The sequence below is a fragment of the Pseudomonas sp. NBRC 111127 genome, assembly GCF_001320345.1.
GTDB lineage: Bacteria > Pseudomonadota > Gammaproteobacteria > Pseudomonadales > Pseudomonadaceae > Aquipseudomonas > Aquipseudomonas juntendi.
The window spans coordinates 1-16,446 of the sequence record NZ_BCBD01000121.1 but is presented as its reverse complement, the minus strand read 5'-3'; the positions used below and the strand labels follow the sequence as shown (position 1 = coordinate 16,446).

Annotated in this window: 16 protein-coding genes; 8 read left to right on the top strand and 8 right to left on the bottom strand. The window is 64.3% G+C overall.

The features are described from left to right. The first annotated feature begins 77 nt into the window (after positions 1-77). Together APH30_RS19700 and APH30_RS19695 are read left to right on the top strand one after the other, a co-directional pair. Positions 78-599 carry a sigma-70 family RNA polymerase sigma factor gene (locus APH30_RS19700; RefSeq protein ID WP_009685428.1) on the top strand — a complete coding sequence of 174 codons (522 nt, stop codon included), beginning with the start codon at positions 78-80 and terminating at the stop codon, positions 597-599. Further along, on the top strand, positions 596-1,348 hold the full coding sequence (locus APH30_RS19695) for an anti-sigma factor (protein WP_054913517.1): 753 nt from the start codon (positions 596-598) through the stop codon (positions 1,346-1,348). Before APH30_RS19700 ends, APH30_RS19695 begins: the two co-directional genes overlap by 4 nt. Before the next feature lie 69 nt (positions 1,349-1,417). Here APH30_RS19695 and xthA read toward each other — a convergent pair whose 3' ends face one another. Beyond that, entirely contained in the window at positions 1,418-2,230 is an 813-nt protein-coding gene (gene xthA, locus APH30_RS19690) for an exodeoxyribonuclease III (protein ID WP_009682174.1), read from the bottom strand. Between the two features lie 162 nt (positions 2,231-2,392). On the opposite strand from xthA, the gene APH30_RS19685 reads away from it, so the two are divergent. Genes APH30_RS19685 through APH30_RS19675 form a run of 3 tightly spaced genes read left to right on the top strand, consistent with a single transcriptional unit; the run spans position 2,393 to position 8,509 of the window. After that, entirely contained in the window at positions 2,393-3,043 is a 651-nt protein-coding gene (locus APH30_RS19685) for an N-acetyltransferase (RefSeq protein WP_009682173.1), read from the top strand. Between the two features lie 52 nt (positions 3,044-3,095). Then, positions 3,096-4,838: an autotransporter assembly complex family protein gene (locus APH30_RS19680; protein ID WP_054913516.1), complete on the top strand. Its 1,743-nt coding sequence runs from the start codon at positions 3,096-3,098 to the stop codon at positions 4,836-4,838. Then, positions 4,835-8,509: a translocation/assembly module TamB domain-containing protein gene (locus APH30_RS19675; protein ID WP_054913515.1), complete on the top strand. Its 3,675-nt coding sequence runs from the start codon at positions 4,835-4,837 to the stop codon at positions 8,507-8,509. The genes APH30_RS19680 and APH30_RS19675 overlap by 4 nt, the downstream gene beginning before the upstream one ends. Before the next feature lie 19 nt (positions 8,510-8,528). On the opposite strand, the gene APH30_RS19670 is transcribed toward APH30_RS19675, so the two are convergent. The 4 genes from APH30_RS19670 to APH30_RS19655 form a co-directional block, all read right to left on the bottom strand. After that, entirely contained in the window at positions 8,529-9,083 is a 555-nt protein-coding gene (locus APH30_RS19670; RefSeq protein ID WP_009682168.1) for a DUF2589 domain-containing protein, read from the bottom strand. A gap of 84 nt (positions 9,084-9,167) precedes the next feature. Beyond that, positions 9,168-9,875 (bottom strand): DUF2589 domain-containing protein, encoded by a 708-nt coding sequence (locus APH30_RS19665; RefSeq protein WP_054913514.1) that lies wholly within the window; start codon positions 9,873-9,875, stop codon positions 9,168-9,170. Between the two features lie 59 nt (positions 9,876-9,934). Next, complete coding sequence (locus tag APH30_RS19660) at positions 9,935-10,315, bottom strand: Mor transcription activator family protein (protein WP_029884845.1); 381 nt, start codon at positions 10,313-10,315, stop codon at positions 9,935-9,937. A 250-nt stretch (positions 10,316-10,565) separates the two neighbouring features. Next, the gene (locus APH30_RS19655; protein ID WP_029884846.1) at positions 10,566-11,024 is read right to left on the bottom strand and encodes a hypothetical protein; all 459 of its coding nucleotides are present in this window, start codon (positions 11,022-11,024) and stop codon (positions 10,566-10,568) included. Positions 11,025-11,175: 151 nt separating this feature from the next. Here APH30_RS19655 and APH30_RS19650 point away from each other — a divergent pair, with 151 nt between their 5' ends. Beyond that, the gene (locus APH30_RS19650) at positions 11,176-11,364 is read left to right on the top strand and encodes a hypothetical protein (RefSeq protein WP_003248064.1); all 189 of its coding nucleotides are present in this window, start codon (positions 11,176-11,178) and stop codon (positions 11,362-11,364) included. Positions 11,365-11,400: 36 nt separating this feature from the next. Here APH30_RS19650 and APH30_RS19645 read toward each other — a convergent pair whose 3' ends face one another. Continuing rightward, on the bottom strand, positions 11,401-11,775 hold the full coding sequence (locus APH30_RS19645) for a hypothetical protein (protein ID WP_009682163.1): 375 nt from the start codon (positions 11,773-11,775) through the stop codon (positions 11,401-11,403). A 196-nt stretch (positions 11,776-11,971) separates the two neighbouring features. On the opposite strand from APH30_RS19645, the gene APH30_RS19640 reads away from it, so the two are divergent. Further along, complete coding sequence (locus APH30_RS19640; protein WP_054913513.1) at positions 11,972-14,281, top strand: acylase; 2,310 nt, start codon at positions 11,972-11,974, stop codon at positions 14,279-14,281. A 100-nt stretch (positions 14,282-14,381) separates the two neighbouring features. Here the strand turns inward: APH30_RS19640 and APH30_RS19635 are convergent, their stop codons facing one another. Next, positions 14,382-15,104: a UDP-2,3-diacylglucosamine diphosphatase gene (locus APH30_RS19635; protein ID WP_054913512.1), complete on the bottom strand. Its 723-nt coding sequence runs from the start codon at positions 15,102-15,104 to the stop codon at positions 14,382-14,384. Further along, positions 15,101-15,601, bottom strand: coding sequence for a peptidylprolyl isomerase (locus tag APH30_RS19630; protein WP_054913511.1), 501 nt, complete (start codon positions 15,599-15,601; stop codon positions 15,101-15,103). Before APH30_RS19630 ends, APH30_RS19635 begins: the two co-directional genes overlap by 4 nt. Positions 15,602-15,849: 248 nt before the next feature. Here APH30_RS19630 and APH30_RS19625 point away from each other — a divergent pair. Beyond that, on the top strand, positions 15,850-16,446 hold a 597-nt coding region (locus APH30_RS19625), incomplete at its 3' end, for a glutamate--tRNA ligase family protein (RefSeq protein ID WP_256222089.1).

Sequence of the window (16,446 nt, the reverse complement as noted above, 5' to 3'; positions counted from 1 at the left end):
TTATTCCCGCGCGGGAATAAAATAGGCCTGCACGCGTCTGCCCCTTACACTGACTGCCCCATAGGCCGGACCTGACCATGCACGACCTGGACAACCAGCAGTGGCGCGAACTGCTCGCCCGCTTGCGCCGCTTTGCCGTATGGCTGACCCGTGAACCGGGCAGCGCCGACGACCTGGTGCAGGCTACCGTCGAGCGCGCGCTGAGCCGACGAGACCAGCAACGCGACGCGCAGGCGCTGCGTGCCTGGCTGTTCACCATCCTTTATCGCTTGTACCTGGACGGCAAACGCCGCGAGCGCCTGCATGCGCGCTGGCTGTCGTGGTTCGGCCGTGCCGAGCGCGATGACGAACCCGTTGGTGACAACCTTGAAGCGATCATCCTGGCCCAGGCCGACTTGCAAGCGTTTTCCCGGCTGAGTGCCGAGCAGCGTGCCTTGCTGCTGCTGGTCAGCGTCGAGGGTCTGAGCTACAAGGAGGCCGCCCAGGCCTTGGGCATTCCTATCGGCACGGTAATGTCGCGCCTGTCGCGGGCGCGCAATGCCTTGCGTGAACTGACCGAAGGCTCACCCCAGCCACCGGCCTTGCGGAGATTGAAATGACGCGCCTTATCCCCACCGAAGATGAACTGCACGCTTACGTCGACGAGCGCCTGGAGCCGGCGCGGCGCGCCGAGGTGCAGGCCTGGCTGACGGCCAACCCGCAGGCGGCGGCACGTGTGGAAGGCTGGCGCGCCGATGCCCGGCGGCTGCGCACGGCGCTGGCCGGGCTTGGCGAGCCAGCCGGTGCCCCCGCGCTTGAGCTGGGCCAGCTGCGGCGGCAACTGCGCCAACGCCGGCAGCGGCGCTGGGCGGCGGCAGCGGCCATGGTGCTGGCCCTGGGTGTAGGGGGCTTGGGCGGCTGGCAGGCCCGCGATGCCACCCTGGCCAATGCCGAGCTGCCGATGGCCGATGCCGTGCAGGCGCACAAGTTGTTCGCCGCCAGCCAGGCGCTGGATATTCAGGCCAGCGACCCGGCCCAGTTGCGCGATTGGCTGGGCCGGCACTTCAACCGTGTCGGGCAGTTGCCAGACCTGGCGGGCTATGGCTTCAGGCCGGTGGGGGCGCGGTTGCTCAGCAACGAGCAAGGGCCCGCAGCCTTGCTGGTGTTCGAGGACGGCAAGGGCCAGCGTATCAGCCTGTTCATGCGTTCACCCAGCGAAGGCTTTCGGCGCATGCCGAACGGGCAACGGGTCGATGGCCAGTTGGAGGCGCGGTACTGGTCGCATGGGGCGTACAACTTTGCCTTGGTCAGCGCGGCGGACGATGTGCGTGGGGCGGGGGTAGGCGAGGTGCTGCGCCTGGGCTTGTAACCCAGGCTTTGCCGGCGCGGCCTTGTGTCGCGATCGAGCCGCCCCGGCAGGCATGTTGCGCTCACACGGTCAGCTCAACTCAAGCCAGATCGGTGCATGATCGGACGGCTTTTCCATCCCGCGCAGTTCATAATCCACGCCTGCTGCCTTGATCCGCGGCACCAGCGCGTGCGAGGCCATGATCAGGTCGATGCGCAGGCCGCGCTTGGGCTCGTCTTCAAAGCCGCGGCTGCGGTAATCGAACCAGCTGAAACGGTCGTTCACGTCCGGGTACAGGTGGCGGAAACTGTCTACCAGGCCCCAGCCTTTCAAGCGCTCCATCCATTCGCGCTCTTCCGGCAGGAAACTGCACTTGCCGGTCTTCAGCCAGCGCTTGGCATTGTCCGGGCCAATGCCGATGTCGCAGTCCTGCGGCGAGATGTTCATGTCGCCCATCACCAGCACTGGCTGGTCGTTGCGGAACTGGCTTTCCAGCAGTACCTGCAGGTCGCTGTAGAAGCGCTGCTTGGCCGGGAACTTGGTGGGGTGGTCGCGGCTTTCGCCTTGGGGGAAGTAGCCGTTCATGATGGTGATCGGGTTGCCCTGGGCGTCGGCGAAGGTGCCCCAGATGAAGCGGCGCTGGGCGTCTTCTTCATCGCCGGCAAAGCCTTTGTGCAGGCTGAGCGGCGCCTGGCGCGAGAGCAGGGCGACGCCGTAGTGGCCCTTCTGCCCGTGGTAGTGCACGTGGTAACCCAGCGCCTGTACGTCGGCCAACGGGAACTGCTCGTCGCTGACCTTGGTTTCCTGCAGGCCGATCACGTCTGGTTGGTGCTTTTCGATCAGCGCTGCCAGCTGGTGCGGGCGGGCTCGCAGGCCGTTGATGTTGAAACAGACGATCTTCATGGAAAGACAATCCCGGTAAAAGGCGCGATGCTAGCGGACATCGCCGGCGATCACCAGCGTGGCGGGGCAGGAGGGCTGCTGCTAACGTGCTGTAAGGGTGGAACGAAGCGCGGAGCGCAACCTCCAAGGCTCTGAACGCCCATTCCAGGAGGTCTGCCCGCAATGCCCGAAACCACAGCCGCTCCGGCCCGTGTCTGCCTGCTCGATGATGGTTACAGCCGCGAGGTACGTTCCCTGCTGTACAACGCCTACCGGCACGAACCCACTTTTGCCTATATCTTCGAAGCCCAGCGCCCAGGTTATGAGCGGCGCCTGCGGGTGATGGTGCGTGAATGGGTTCGCCAGCACTTCTACCTGCAACTGCCTGCGATCGGCTTGCTGGTGGACGATCGCCTGGTGGCCGTGGCCCTGATCGTGCCGCCGCTGCGCCGCTTGGGTGTGGCGGACAGTTGGGCCTGGCGCCTGCGCATGATGCTCGGCACCGGCCTGCGCTGCACGCGGCGCTACATGGACTACCAGGCCGCTTTGTCGACCTGCCTGCCCAGTGATCAGGTGCATGTGCTGCCACTGCTGGGGGTGCACCCGCAGTTTCAAGGCAAGCAGTACGGCGAACAATTGTTACAAGCTGTGCATGACTGGTGCGCCGAAGACCCCGGCACCCAAGGCGTGGTGCTGGACACGGGCAATGAGCACTATCTGGCGTTTTACCAGCGCCAGGGTTACGAGGAAATTGGTGAGGTGGCCATAGGGCCGATCCGGGAACGGGTATTCTTTCACCCAAACCCGGTGGCTTCGACATCCGCTTTGGCCTGAACAGGCCGCAAGGCGGCTCCCTTGAGCGTTCGGGTCTGGTAGCATTCGCCGCATGACGTATTCAGGAAGATTGACCTGGGGCTTGGTTATCTGGGCCGCCAGTTTTGCAGCATGGGGCCAGAGCGAGTTGCTGGTGCAGGTGAAACCGGCCAACAAGGCGCTCAAGGCCAATGTCGAAGGCTATATAGGCTCACTGGGTGACCGCGATGAAGAAGCACTGTTGCGCTTCAGTCGTGGTGCAGAGGAGCAGGCGCGCAAAGCCGCGCAGGCACTTGGCTACTATCAGGCGCAGATCGACAGCGAGGTCAAGCCTGCCAGCGATGCCGACCACTCTGCGCAGTTGATCCTCAGCATCAACCCGGGCGAGCCGATTCGGCTGCGCAACGTCACGGTGCGCATCGAGGGCCCGGCCAGTGACATGAAGGCCTTCCGGGTACCCGACAGCCGGGCGCTGCGCCCGGGTGAACAGCTCAACCACGGTACCTACGAGGATGCCAAGTGCCTGATCCAGAACCAGGCGTCGCGTTACGGCTTCTTCAGCGGGCGCTTCAGCCGCCAGCGCCTGGCGGTGGACCCGCAGGCCGGGGTGGCCGATATCGAACTGGTCTACCAGAGTGGCCCGCGCTACCGCCTTGGCGCAGTCACCTTTGGCGGCGACACGCCGCTGGATGAAGACCTGCTGCAGCGCATGGTGCCGTTCAAGCCAGGTACCCCGTACGACTCGGAGCTGATCGCCGAACTGAACAACGACCTGCAGTCGAGCGGTTATTTCGAAGGGGTACGGGTGGATGCGGCGCCCACCGCTGCGGTGGGTGAAGACATACCGGTGGACGTGCGCCTGGAAACCCGCAAACCCCGCACCATGGGGCTGGGCCTGGGGTACTCCACCGACGTCGGGCCGCGCGGCAAGGCCAACTGGACCCGCCACTGGGTCAACCCGCAAGGCCACAGCTATGGCTGGGAAACCGAGCTGTCGGCGCCGCGGCAGAACGTGGGGTTGTGGTACGACATTCCCCTCGATCCTCCGTTGACCGACAAATTGCGCTTTGCCGGCGGCTATCAGAATGAAGAGCTTGCCGGTACCGACACCCTCAGCAAGCTGCTGACGGTGGGCCCCGAGTGGCACAGCAAGCTGCCCAGCGGTTGGCAACGGGTGATCTCGCTGAAATACCAACGCGAAGAGTACCGCCTGGGCGACGACAGCGGGTTGAGTAACCTGCTGATGCCCGGCGTTAGCTACTCGTTCCTGCGCAGTGACAACCGCATCGACCCGCACAATGGCTACCGCCTGCAATTCGATGTGCAGGTGGCCAAGGAAGGGCTGGTGTCGGACACCAACCTGCTGCACGGCAACGTGCTGCTCAAGGGCCTGACCACCTTGGGCCACAACCACCGCTTGCTTGGCCGCGTGCAGTTCGGCGGCAGCGCAACCAACGGTTTCAAGAACAATATCCCGCCGTCGCTGCGCTTCTTCGCCGGCGGCGACCAGAGCGTGCGCGGTTATGACTACCAGACCCTGTCGCCCGAAAACAGTGACGGTGACCGTATTGGCGGGCGTTACCTGGTGGCCGGCAGTGTCGAGTACCAGTACTCGCTGACCGAGAAGTGGCGGCTTGCCACATTCGTCGACCAAGGCAACTCGTTCAACGACCTGGAATTGCCCAGCCTGAAAACCGGGGTCGGTTTTGGTGTGCGCTGGGTGTCGCCAGTGGGGCCGCTGCGCCTGGACCTGGCCAAGGCGCTGGATGACGACGGTGGCATTCGCCTGCACTTTTCCATGGGGCCCGAGTTGTGAAACGCGTAATCAGATATACCCTGCTGGGCCTGGCTGGATTGCTGGCGGGCCTGGGCCTGGCCCTCGGCTTGCTGCTGGGTACCGAGGCCGGCAGCCGCTGGGCGCTGGGCAAGGTTCCCGGTTTGCAGGTCACCGACTTCCAGGGCCGCCTGGGGGGCAGCTGGCAAGCCAGCCGGGTAAGCTGGGCCGACGCCGGCAGCAAGGTCGAGCTGCAGGCCCCGCAGTTGGCCTGGTCGCCTGCCTGCCTGCTGCGCGCCACCTTGTGTATCGACCGCTTGCAGGCCCAGCGCATCGACATGGCCTTTGCCCCAAGCACTGAGCCGGCCGACAGCGGCCCCCTGCAATTGCCGGCACTGCGCCTGCCGGTGGCCATCGAACTGGGCGAGGTGAAGGTCGGGCAGCTGCGCCTGGACGGCAGTGACCTGCTGGGCGACGTGCAGCTTGCAGCGCACTGGACCCGCGGCGGGATGCAGATCGACAGCCTGCACCTGCAGCGCGACGACCTGCTGTTGAACCTGCAAGGCCATATCCAGCCCGAAGGCGACTGGCCGACAACGCTGCAGGCGCAACTGCAGCTGCCGGCTGTAGGGGGCAAACCCTGGCAGCTGGCGCTGAACGCCGAGGGTGAACTGCAAAAGACCTTGAACCTCACGGGAGCCAGCAGCGGCTACCTGGACGCCACGTTGAGCGGCACGCTGCAGGCCCTGGCCGAGCACCTGCCTGCGACGCTGCAGATCCGTTCCGAAGCGTTCAAGCCGACCGCTTCCTTGCCTGACACCTTGCAGTTGAACCAGCTCGACCTGGCAGCCAAGGGCGACCTGCTCAAAGGCTACCAGCTGTCGGGTACCGCCAACCTGCCCGCAGAACAATCGCCGATCGCCCTGGCGTTGTCCGGCCTGGTCGACAGCAAGGGGGCCAGGCTCGATGCCCTCGACCTTACCGCCAGCGACACCCAGCGCGTCAAGCTGCAAGCCACGGCAGACTGGCAGCAAGGCCTGACCGCCGATGCTCAGCTGGACTGGCAGGATTTTCCCTGGCTGCGCCTGTATCCGCTGGAAACGCCGCCACAGGTTACCCTCAAACGCTTCGATACCCGTGTGCATTACCGTGAAGGCAAGTATCAGGGGACCTTTGCCGGTGATCTTGACGGCCCGGCGGGCGCGTTCACCCTGGCCAGCCCTTTCGAAGGCGACCTGGATCAGGTCAAGCTGCCACAACTGGCGCTCACCGCCGGCCAGGGCAAGGCTGCCGGCAGTGTTGCAGTGCGCTTTGCCGATACCCTGGCGTGGGATGTCGACTTGCAACTGTCTGCACTCGACCCGGCCTACTGGCTGGCCGAGCTGCCTGGCACCCTGGCGGGGCCATTGCGTACCAAAGGCGAGCTGAAGGATGACGTGCTGAGCCTGGATGCCCAGCTTGACCTCAAGGGGCGCTTGCGCGGCCAGCCGGCTGTGTTGAAGGCCGAGGCACAAGGGGCCGGGCAGCGCTGGACACTGGGTGCGCTGGCGATCCAGCTGGGGGACAACCGGATCAATGGCAGTGGCAGCCTGCAGCAGCGCCTGGCCGGGCGCATCGACCTCGACTTGCCCCGCCTGGGCCAGCTGTGGCCCCGGCTGCAAGGTCAGGTCAAGGGGCGCGTGGATGTCGCCGGCACGCTGCAGGCGCCGCAAGGCACCCTGACGTTGCAGGGCCAGCGCCTGGCACAGGCTGAGAACCGCCTGCAACAACTGAACCTGGATGCCAAGCTCGACAGCGCCCAGCGTGGGGTGGTCGAGCTCAAGGCCACCGGCATTCACCTGGGTGACACGGCACTGGGCACGTTGCAGGCCAGCGGCAAGGGTGACATTCGCCAGCAGGCCCTGAACCTGGCCCTGAACGGCCCGCAGCTCAAGCTTGACCTGGGGCTGGATGGCCAGTTGAGCAAGGGCGACTGGCGCGGGCGACTGGCCAGCGGGCGAGTCCAGGCCGGTGGCCAGGACTGGCAGTTGCAGGCCCCGGCGCGGTTGCAGCGGCTGGCCAACGGCCAGCTCGATTTCGGTGCCCACTGCTGGCGCTCTGGCCAGGCCAGCCTGTGTGGCGATGACCAACGCCTGGCGCCGGAGCCGCGCTTGCGCTACCACCTCAAGCAGTTCCCGCTGGGCAGCCTGGCGCAGTGGCTGCCCAAGGACTTCGCCTGGCAGGGGCTGCTCAACGCCGACATCAGCCTGGATATACCGGCCAGTGGCCCCAAGGGTAGCGTGGTGGTCGATGCCAGTGGCGGCACCTTGCGCGTGCGCGACAAAGGCCGCTGGATCGACTTCCCGTATCAGGCCCTGCGCCTGGACAGTACCCTGGCACCGCGGCGTATCGACACGCGCCTGGTATTCCGTGGCGAGCGGCTGGGTGAGCTGAACCTCAACACCCGGCTAGACCCGCTGGGCAAGAACAAGCCGCTGTCGGGTGATTTCCGCCTGGCTGGCCTGGACCTCTCGGTGGCCCGGCCCTTCGTGCCGATGGTCGAGCGGTTGACCGGCCAGCTCAATGGCAGCGGCCAGCTCTCGGGTACCTTGCTGGCACCGCAGGTCAACGGCAACCTGGCGCTCAGTGGCGGCGAAGTCAGCGGCGCGGAGCTGCCAGCCAGCCTGCAGGCACTGTCTGTGCAGGCGCAGATCGCCGGTGAGCAGGTGCGCCTGGAAGGCAATTGGCGCAGTGGCGAAGCAGGGCGCGGGCAGTTGAGCGGCAACCTCACCTGGGGCCAGGCGCTGGGCATGGACGTGCGCTTGCAAGGCCAGCAACTGCCGATCACGGTGGAGCCCTATGCCACGCTGGAGGTCGCCCCGGACCTGACCTTGCGTTTGATCGACGACAAACTGGCGGTCACCGGCAAAGTGCTGGTGCCCAAAGGCAAGATCACCGTGCGCGAATTACCGCCCTCTACTGTCAAGGTCTCGGACGATACCGTCATCGTTGGCCGCCAGACCGAGGAGGGCAACCCACCCATGGCGATGGCCATGGACGTTGACGTCGAAGTGGGCCAGGACAAGCTGTCGTTCACCGGCTTTGGCCTTACCGCCAACCTGCTTGGCCATGTGCACATCGGTGACAACCTCGACACCCGCGGTGAGCTGAGCCTGGCAGACGGTCGCTACCGCGCCTATGGCCAGCGCCTGACCATCCGCCGCGCGCGCCTGCTGTTCGCCGGGCCGATCGACCAGCCTTACCTGGACATCGAAGCCATCCGCAAGGTAGACGATGTGATTGCCGGTATTCGCTTGAGTGGCAGTGCCGAACAGCCGACCAGCCAGGTGTTTTCGGAGCCGGCCATGAGCCAGGAGCAGGCCTTGTCCTATCTGGTGCTGGGGCGGCCATTGGGCACCTCCGGCGAGGACAACAACATGCTCGCCGAAGCGGCACTGGGCCTCGGCCTGGCCGGCAGCGCCGGTATCACCGGTAGCCTGGCCTCCAGCCTGGGCATCGACGACTTCCAGCTGGATACCGAAGGCTCGGGCAATACCACCAGCGTGGTCGCCAGTGGCAACCTCACCGAGAAGCTGAGCCTTCGTTACGGGGTAGGGGTGTTCGAGCCAGCGAACACCATCGCTTTGCGTTACAAGTTGAGCAAGAAGGTCTACCTGGAGGCGGCCAGCGGTTTGGCCAGCTCCCTGGATATCTTCTACAAGCGCGACTTCTAGGCTGAACGCGGCGGCGCCGTCAACGGACGGTGGCCGCGTCGATGAACTCATTGCTGTCGGGTGAGGGTGGCGGGGTAGGGGCGCGTACCGGGGTGATCAGGCTGGTGTACTCCTCGATCAGCCGGTTCAGCGCTTCAGGCGGCTCACTGGCCTGGAACTGCATGCGGATCTGCACTTCGTCAGGGTCTCGGCTGTCGCCTTGGCGACCCTGGCCACCGATGGTGACCTTGAAGCTGGCGGCCTTGTTCTCGCTGGTAGGCAGTAATGCTGGCTGTGCTTCGGTGCCTTTGACACGCACCGACAGGTCAACCTGCATGCGCTCCAGCGCCAGGCCTTTGGGCGACACCAGGGCGAACAGCGGTACACGCATGATGTGCTGGCCGTCCATGGCCACTTCCACCATCTTGGCTTTCATGGGGGCGCCCAACGCTTCGCTGTCACACTCGAAGAACTGGTCGAACAGGTTGATGTACTGCTGCGCGATCAGGCTGTTGGTGGCACTGGCGGCTTCTTGCAGGCCGCGAGTGATCTCGCGCAGGTCGATTGAAGTCATGGGCGCGGGGGCCTTGTCCATTGCGTGGGTTCCTCAGGCCAGAATGGCCCCTTGTTGCTGATCAAGGGGCCAGGCGGAAGTGAGCGAAAAACATCAAGGTTTGGTTCAACCTTTTTTGTCAGCTTTGTCCGTGGGTTTGTTTGCAGCGCCGGGTGCTTTGTCGTTTTCCACCTTGAGCCCCGGTGTGTCGGCTGCCGGGTTCTTGAGGGTATCGCGCTGCGAGATCTGGTCTGGGCTTTCCAGGGCGGCGTTTTTGACCACCGTAGGTTTGGTCGCAGCGTCGGTGAGGAACTCGATCAAGCGCATGACCGCTTCCGGCGGCTCCTGGCGTTTGAGTGTGGTATTGAATGCATAGCGGGCGCGGGTATCGGTCTTGCGGGTTTGCGTGGATTTGTGGCTGACGCTGCCCCTGACGTTGAGCTTGAACGGCCCCCAGCCGAGCGAGCCGCTTGCGGTGGCGTTCATGTCCTTGCTGGTCACGTCCTCCGACATCTGGTTGATGACCAGCTCGAACTCGACATTACCCTCCTCGATGGTAATGTTCGGGTGGGTGATGGCCGCCAGCAGCGGCACCTTCATGGTCTTGCTGACCACACCTTTGTATTCGCCCTGTTCGTCGACGATGGTTTCGTCATAGTCGAACTGGATGGCCACGGCCTTGCCGTTCTGGATGCAGACCTGCATCAGGAAGTCGGCGTACGATTTACTCGCGGTAACCTGCGCCTGGACCATGGCTTGCAGGGGGCCGGCGATCATGCGATCCATGGGCAGGGCATTGATGACCGAGCCAATGAGGCTGTTGTCTATCGACATAGTGGGATGCTCTTTCTAGTGGGTTGGGGCCGCCGAGGGTGCTCTGGGCGGCAGGGGGTTCAGCGGGCGCACGCCTCCTGGCGGCGGATGTTGCCGATTTGGCGCAGGCTCAGGCCGTACTTGTTGGCCAGCAGGCTGCGGGACAGGCCATTGGCGCTTTCTTTCTGGATTTGCTGGTTACGCAGTTGGCGCAGGAAGTGGTCCGCCTTGGGGATCTCCAGGGCTACCCCGGCAAAGCGCTTGATCAGCGCATCGAGCGCTTCGGGCGGGAGTACGTCGGCGAGCTTGGTGCGCTCGCGGTGCTTGGGGATGTATTTGGGCCTGCCGCCGAACGCGCAGGTCAGCTGGTAGGCGTTGTCGATGCCGATGCAGGTGATCAGTGCCTGCAACGAGTGGGGCAATTGGCTGATATCGATCTGGCTCAAGTCTGGCGTTTGCATGTGGCGCTCCTTCGGGATAAGGGGATATGCGACCCGATCACCCGTGGCGTTATGTCGGAGGGTGTGAGCAAATTCTGTGCGACAGCCAAGGCGTGTCGCTAGGCGGCATATGGGTTGGCGGCTGTAGCTTCGGTGAACAGGTTTTGCAGGCAGCAATATCCGCGCATGTAGGAAATGGCGTTGCTGATAGGCTGCATAGGGTGATTTCTCGCTCGCTCACTGCCGTTCTCAACGAAAGGGTGCTGAACCCTTAGTCGCAGGGGAAACTGCTCAGCAAGCTGGCGCTGTGCAGGTAGGCTTGGGGCGCCGTTCGCATGCTTGCAGGCAACGTTCGCCAATCCACCAGCAGGCACAGGGTGTACAGGGGCTGCCCATCGCGCTGGCCGATCACCTGCCCGTCAAAGCTGCGCCGGTACAGGGCCTGGGTCTGGCGTACGGCTTGCACCTGGTCGGCCTGGGCCAGGGTTTCCCGGGCCAGGTGGGGGAGGCGGGTGGTGGGCACGGTGAAGTTCAGCGGCCTGTTGTCCCCGCCCAGGTAGCCGGCCTGGCGTACCCGTTGCCACAGTTGCTGCCACTGGCTGGTGCCGGCGTGGGTCGCGAGCTCGCGGCCCAGCTCCAGCAGGTGCTCGGCGGGTACCTGCTGGGTATCCAGGGCGTGAACGTAGACGGGGGAGAAAAACAGCGAAGTGAGGAGCAAGGGTTTGTACACGGTGCCTCCGGCATGGGTGCTTGGAGGTTTCATGCTTTCAGGCTGTCACCGCCTGACCCAGCAGGAAATGCAGCGCCGGGGCCGGTGCCCGTTGTATCATTGCCGCGGCTCATTGCGAGCCATTTGCCCCTGATGTTGCAAGGAACCTTCGATGACACACGTGCAGCGCCTCAAATATTCACTTCTGATCATACTGGTCGTACTGGGCCTGATGCTGGGCCTGTCCCACCTGCAGAAGCAGGGCACTATCAGTGAACAGACGTTCCAGATGCTGGCCATCGCGATTGCCGTGGTGGTGGTGGTGATCAATGGCATCCTGCGGCGCAAGGTCAAGCCTTGACCTGCGCGGGCCGGCCAAGCCTGGCCGGCCAGGCGCTCAGCGCGCGGGCGCTTGTTCCAGTATGGCGCGCGCCTGGGGGGCAAGGCTGTAGCACTTGTCGCTGCCCAGCTGGATCACCCCCTCGCTGCACAGGCGCTTGAGCACTTCGCGCACGCTGAGGAACGACAGCGGAATATCCAGTTGCTCCAGTTGCGCGTGCACGCCACGCACGCCAATGCTGCGGCCATTGCGGTCGGCGGCGTGCAGGGCGTCGATCACCTTCAGGCGGATCAGGCTTGTGCGCAGGCCGAAGGTGCGCAGCAATTCGCGGATCTGCTCGTTGCCGGTGCGCTCGTCAGCAAATGCGTCCTGTCCCTTGGGCGCCTTGCCTGGGGCGCGCCCAGCCAGTAATGAGGGTTGCGGGTTGTACATGTGAATGCTCCTTTTCGTGGACGAACCCGAAATGTGGTTGCCTCACTTACTAGGACGAATGAGATCGCAAAAACTGCAACGCACGCGTTAAAAAAATGGCTGTTTTTCATCAAGACGTTCCATCGCCCTGTAAAACGTAAAATTTTCATCTGGCCATTCGTCTGAACGGGATAACCCGCGAACCCGAGGAATGCCCGTGTTTTCACTGTCCCGTCCCATGACCTGCGCCAGCCTGGCGGCCGCCCTGGTGGCCTGGAGTGCCACTGCGCCGGCGCAACCTGCTGCAGCCGACGCCAGCGTCCAGATCCGCCGCACCAGCTTCGGCGTGCCGCACATCGTGGCCAAGGACGAGCGCGGCCTGGGCTACGGTGTCGGCTATGCCTACGCCCAGGACAACCTGTGCCTGCTGGCCAACGAAGTGTTGACCGTCAATGGCGAGCGCTCCCGGTACTTCGGCGCCACGGGCAAGACCTTGGAGCAACGCGACAACCTCAGCAGCGACCTGTTCTTCACCTGGCTCAACAGCCCGGCCGCTGTCGGCGCGTTCCTCCATGCGCAGCCGGCGCCGGTACAGGCACTGCTGGCCGGTTATGCCAGTGGCTACAACCGCGCGCTGGCCGAGCGCCGCCGCCAGGGCTTGCCTGCCGAGTGCGGAACGGGTGAGTGGGTGCGGCCGATCAGCAGCCAGGACCTGGTCAAGCTGACCCGCCGCTTGCTGACCGAAGGCGGGGTTGGGCAGTTCGTGGAGGCACTGGCGGGGGCGCAACCGCCAGGGGCCGGCAGCCAGCTCGCGGCCGCTGGCTATGCCACCGCCCTGGCCCGGCAGGCGCGGTTTGCCACGGAGCGTGGCAGCAATGCCGTGGCGGTGGGTGCCCAGCGCTCGGCCAATGGCCATGGCCTGTTGCTGGCCAACCCGCATTTCCCGTGGATGGGTGGCATGCGCTTCTACCAGATGCACTTGACCATCCCCGGCCAGCTGAATGTCATGGGCGCGGCGCTGCCAGGCCTGCCGCTGATCAATATCGGTTTCAACCAGCACCTGGCGTGGACCCATACCGTCGATACCTCCACGCACTTCACCCTGTATCGCCTGCAGCTCGATCCCAAGGACCCGACCCGTTACCTGCTCGACGGCAAATCATTGCCGCTGGCCCGGCAAACCGTCAGCGTGGCAGTCAAAGGTGAGGATGGGCGACTGAGCCAGGTACAGCGTGAGGTCTACAGCTCGCAGTTCGGTCCGGTGGTGCAATGGCCTGGCCGCCTGGACTGGGACACGCATGCGGCCTACAGCCTGCGTGACGCCAACCTGGACAATACCCGCGTGCTGCAGCAGTGGAACCAGATCAACCGCGCTGAAAGCCTGGCGGCCCTGCGCGGCTCGGTCGAGCAATTGCAGGGTATCCCGTGGGTCAACACCATTGCGGTGGACCAGGCGGGCAGGGCCTTGTACCTGAACCAGTCAGTGGTGCCTTATGTGGACCAGCAGATGCTCGACAGTTGCAGCAACCCGCAAGCGCCGGGCAGCCTGGTGGTGCTGGACGGCTCACGCAGCGCCTGCCAGTGGAAGGTCGATGCGCAGGCGGCACAACCGGGTATTTTCCCGGCAAGGCTGCTGCCAAGCCTTGAGCGCGAGGATTACGTGCAAAATTCCAACGACCCGGCCTGGCTGGCCAACCCGGCGCAGCCCCTGACCGGGTTTTCGCCGCTGGTCAGCCGCAGTGACCAGCCGCTGGGCATGCGCGGCCGCTTTGCCCTGCAGCGCTTGCAGGGCAAAGCGCGGTTGGGCGTCGATGACCTGCAGCGCATGGTCACCGACGACGAAGTCTACCTGGCCAGCTTGGTGCTGCCCGACTTGCTGCAATGGTGCCAGGGCGCCAGTGCAGACGTGCAGGCCCTGTGCACCAGCCTGGCGAACTGGGATGGCAAGGCCGACCTCGAAAGCGGCGTGGGCCTGGTGCATTTCCACAACCTGCTCACCGCCTTGGCTGAGCACCCGGACAGCTGGCGGGTTGCGTTCGACCCGGCCGACCCGCAACACACCCCGCGCGGGCTGGCCGTGGAGCAGGCGGCCGTGCGCAAGCGGGTGCACGAGGCAGCACTGGCCTCACTGCAGCAGGTGGCCGAGAGCGGTATGGCGCCACAGGTGAAGTGGGGGCAGGTGCAGCAGGCACTCGATGGCACGCCGGTGCCGGGCGGCCCGCAGGCCTTGGGGGTGTACAACGCGATGTACAGTGTGCCGCACGGGCAGGGCAAGCGCCTGGTGGTAAGTGGTACCAGTTATCTGCAACTGGTCAGTTTCACCGACAAGGGGCCAGAGGCCCGCGGGTTCCTGGCGTTCTCGCAGTCCAGCGAGGCGGCATCGGCACACGCCAGTGACCAGACCAAGGCCTTTGCGGCCAAGCAGCTGGCGGTAATTCCCTTTACCGAGGCGCAGATCAAGGCTGACCCGCAGTACCGCGAAGTGGTGATCAGTGAAGCCGACAAGGGCGCAGTGGCACAGCACTAAGGGCGTTTGGCCCGATCGCCGGCGAGCCAGCGCCCATAAGTTCCCCACCGTATTGAAGGCCTGGTGGGAATTGGGGGCCGGCTTGCCGGCGACGTTGCCTTCAGGAAAAGTCGAACGGCGCCAGCTGAAACCCTTGCTCGTCAACCTGCAAGGCCCAGCCCCGGCGGTCCCAGTCGCCCAGCACGATGCGCCGGGCCGGTTGGCCGTCCACGACCAGCTTGTGAATCGCTGGCCGATGGGTATGGCCATGCACCAGGGTACGCACGCCATGCGCCGCCATTACCTTGGGCACTTCTTCTGGCGTGACGTCGACGATTTCAGTGGATTTCATCCGCCCCTGGTTGCGGCTTTCGCTGCGCAGCTTGCGTGCCAGTTTGTAGCGAGCCGACAGCGGCAGGTGGCGCAGAACCCACAGGCTCAGCGGGTTGCGCAGCAGGCGGCGCATTTTCATGTAGCCCACGTCGCGGGTGCACAAGGTGTCGCCGTGCATCAGCAATACCTGCTCACCGCCCAGCTCGATCACGCAGGGGTCGTCGAGCAACGTGCAGCCGGCCGCCTCGCAGAAGCGCTGGCCAAGCAGGAAGTCACGGTTGCCATGCATCAGGTAGATGGCCGTGCCGCTGTCGCCCAGCTGCCGCAGGGCACGGCAGATCGACTGCTGGAACGGCGTCATGGCATCGTCGCCTATCCAGGCCTCGAAGAAATCGCCAAGAATGTACAGCGCCTGGGCGTGGCGCGCGCGGCCATCGAGCAGATCAAGAAACGCCCGGGTAATGTCCGGGCGTTCTTCTTGCAGGTGCAGATCAGAGATCAGCAGAATCACTCAATGATCTCGGCTTTCTCGATGATCACGTCGTCTTTCGGCACGTCCTGGTGGCCGGCTTTGGAACCGGTGGCGACTTTCTCGATGGCATCGACCACTTCACGGCCTTCGATCACTTCACCGAACACCGCGTAGCCCCAGCCCTGCACATTCTTGCCGCTGTGGTTGAGGAAATCGTTGTCGGCAGCGTTGATGAAGAACTGGGCCGAGGCAGAGTGCGGTTCCATGGTACGGGCCATGGCGATGCTGTACTTGGTGTTCTTCAGGCCGTTGTCAGCTTCGTTCTGGATGCTGGCGCGGGTTTTCTTCTGGCTCATGCCAGGCTCGAAGCCGCCGCCCTGGATCATGAAACCTTTGATCACACGGTGGAACACGGTGTTGTCGAAATGGCCGTCTTTGACGTATTGAACGAAGTTCTCAACAGTTTGCGGAGCTTTCTCGGCGTTCAGTTGCAGGACGATATCGCCGTGGTTGGTGCTCAGTTTGACTTTGGACATACTGAAATTCGCTCTTTCAAGGCATACGGGAATGAGGGCGCGCAGGGCGCGTGCTTACACCTGACGCAGGCTCGGGCGCTCGCGACACATGGCGCGCACCGGCCATTTTGCCACGCCACGGCAAAAAGCCGTGATAAATCACGCCAGTTTATCCGGGCCCGACTGTCGGCAGCTTGACTGCTTCGGCTATGATAGGCCCTTTGATTCAATCGGCCTACCCAGGCCGGACACGTGCATTCAAGGATCCTATGAGCAAGCCCACTGCCGACAACGCGCCCAACGCCGCTGCCAAAGGCGCCCCCGCTGTCCCTGCGAACTTCCTGCGGCCGATCATCCAGGCCGACCTGGATTCGGGCAAGCACAGCAGCATCGTCACCCGCTTCCCGCCGGAGCCCAATGGCTACCTGCACATCGGTCACGCCAAGTCGATCTGCGTCAACTTTGGCCTGGCCAAGGAATTCGGTGGCGCCTGTCACTTGCGTTTCGACGACACCAACCCGGCCAAGGAAGACCAGGAGTACATCGACGCCATCCAGCGCGACGTGAAATGGCTGGGTTTCGACTGGGCCGGTGATGTGCGCTATGCCTCCGACTACTTCGACCAGTTGCACGACTGGGCGGTCGAGCTGATCAAGCGCGGCAAGGCCTATGTCTGCGACCTCACCCCCGAGCAGGCCAAGGAATACCGCGGCAACCTCAAGGAGCCAGGCAAGAACAGCCCGTTCCGCGACCGCAGCGTGGAAGAAAACCTCGACCTGTTCGCCCGTATGAAAGCCGGTGAATTCCAGGACGGCGAGCGCGTGCTGCGGGCCAAGATCGACATGGCCTCGCCGAACATGAACCTG

Coding starts and splice junctions, on each gene's coding strand:
- APH30_RS19700 (WP_009685428.1), top strand. CDS start 78: ATGCACGACCTGGACAACCAGCAGTGGCGCGAACTGCTCGCCCGCTTG.
- APH30_RS19695 (WP_054913517.1), top strand. CDS start 596: ATGACGCGCCTTATCCCCACCGAAGATGAACTGCACGCTTACGTCGAC.
- xthA (WP_009682174.1), bottom strand. CDS start 2,230: ATGAAGATCGTCTGTTTCAACATCAACGGCCTGCGAGCCCGCCCGCAC.
- APH30_RS19685 (WP_009682173.1), top strand. CDS start 2,393: ATGCCCGAAACCACAGCCGCTCCGGCCCGTGTCTGCCTGCTCGATGAT.
- APH30_RS19680 (WP_054913516.1), top strand. CDS start 3,096: ATGACGTATTCAGGAAGATTGACCTGGGGCTTGGTTATCTGGGCCGCC.
- APH30_RS19670 (WP_009682168.1), bottom strand. CDS start 9,083: ATGGACAAGGCCCCCGCGCCCATGACTTCAATCGACCTGCGCGAGATC.
- APH30_RS19665 (WP_054913514.1), bottom strand. CDS start 9,875: ATGTCGATAGACAACAGCCTCATTGGCTCGGTCATCAATGCCCTGCCC.
- APH30_RS19660 (WP_029884845.1), bottom strand. CDS start 10,315: ATGCAAACGCCAGACTTGAGCCAGATCGATATCAGCCAATTGCCCCAC.
- APH30_RS19650 (WP_003248064.1), top strand. CDS start 11,176: ATGACACACGTGCAGCGCCTCAAATATTCACTTCTGATCATACTGGTC.
- APH30_RS19645 (WP_009682163.1), bottom strand. CDS start 11,775: ATGTACAACCCGCAACCCTCATTACTGGCTGGGCGCGCCCCAGGCAAG.
- APH30_RS19630 (WP_054913511.1), bottom strand. CDS start 15,601: ATGTCCAAAGTCAAACTGAGCACCAACCACGGCGATATCGTCCTGCAA.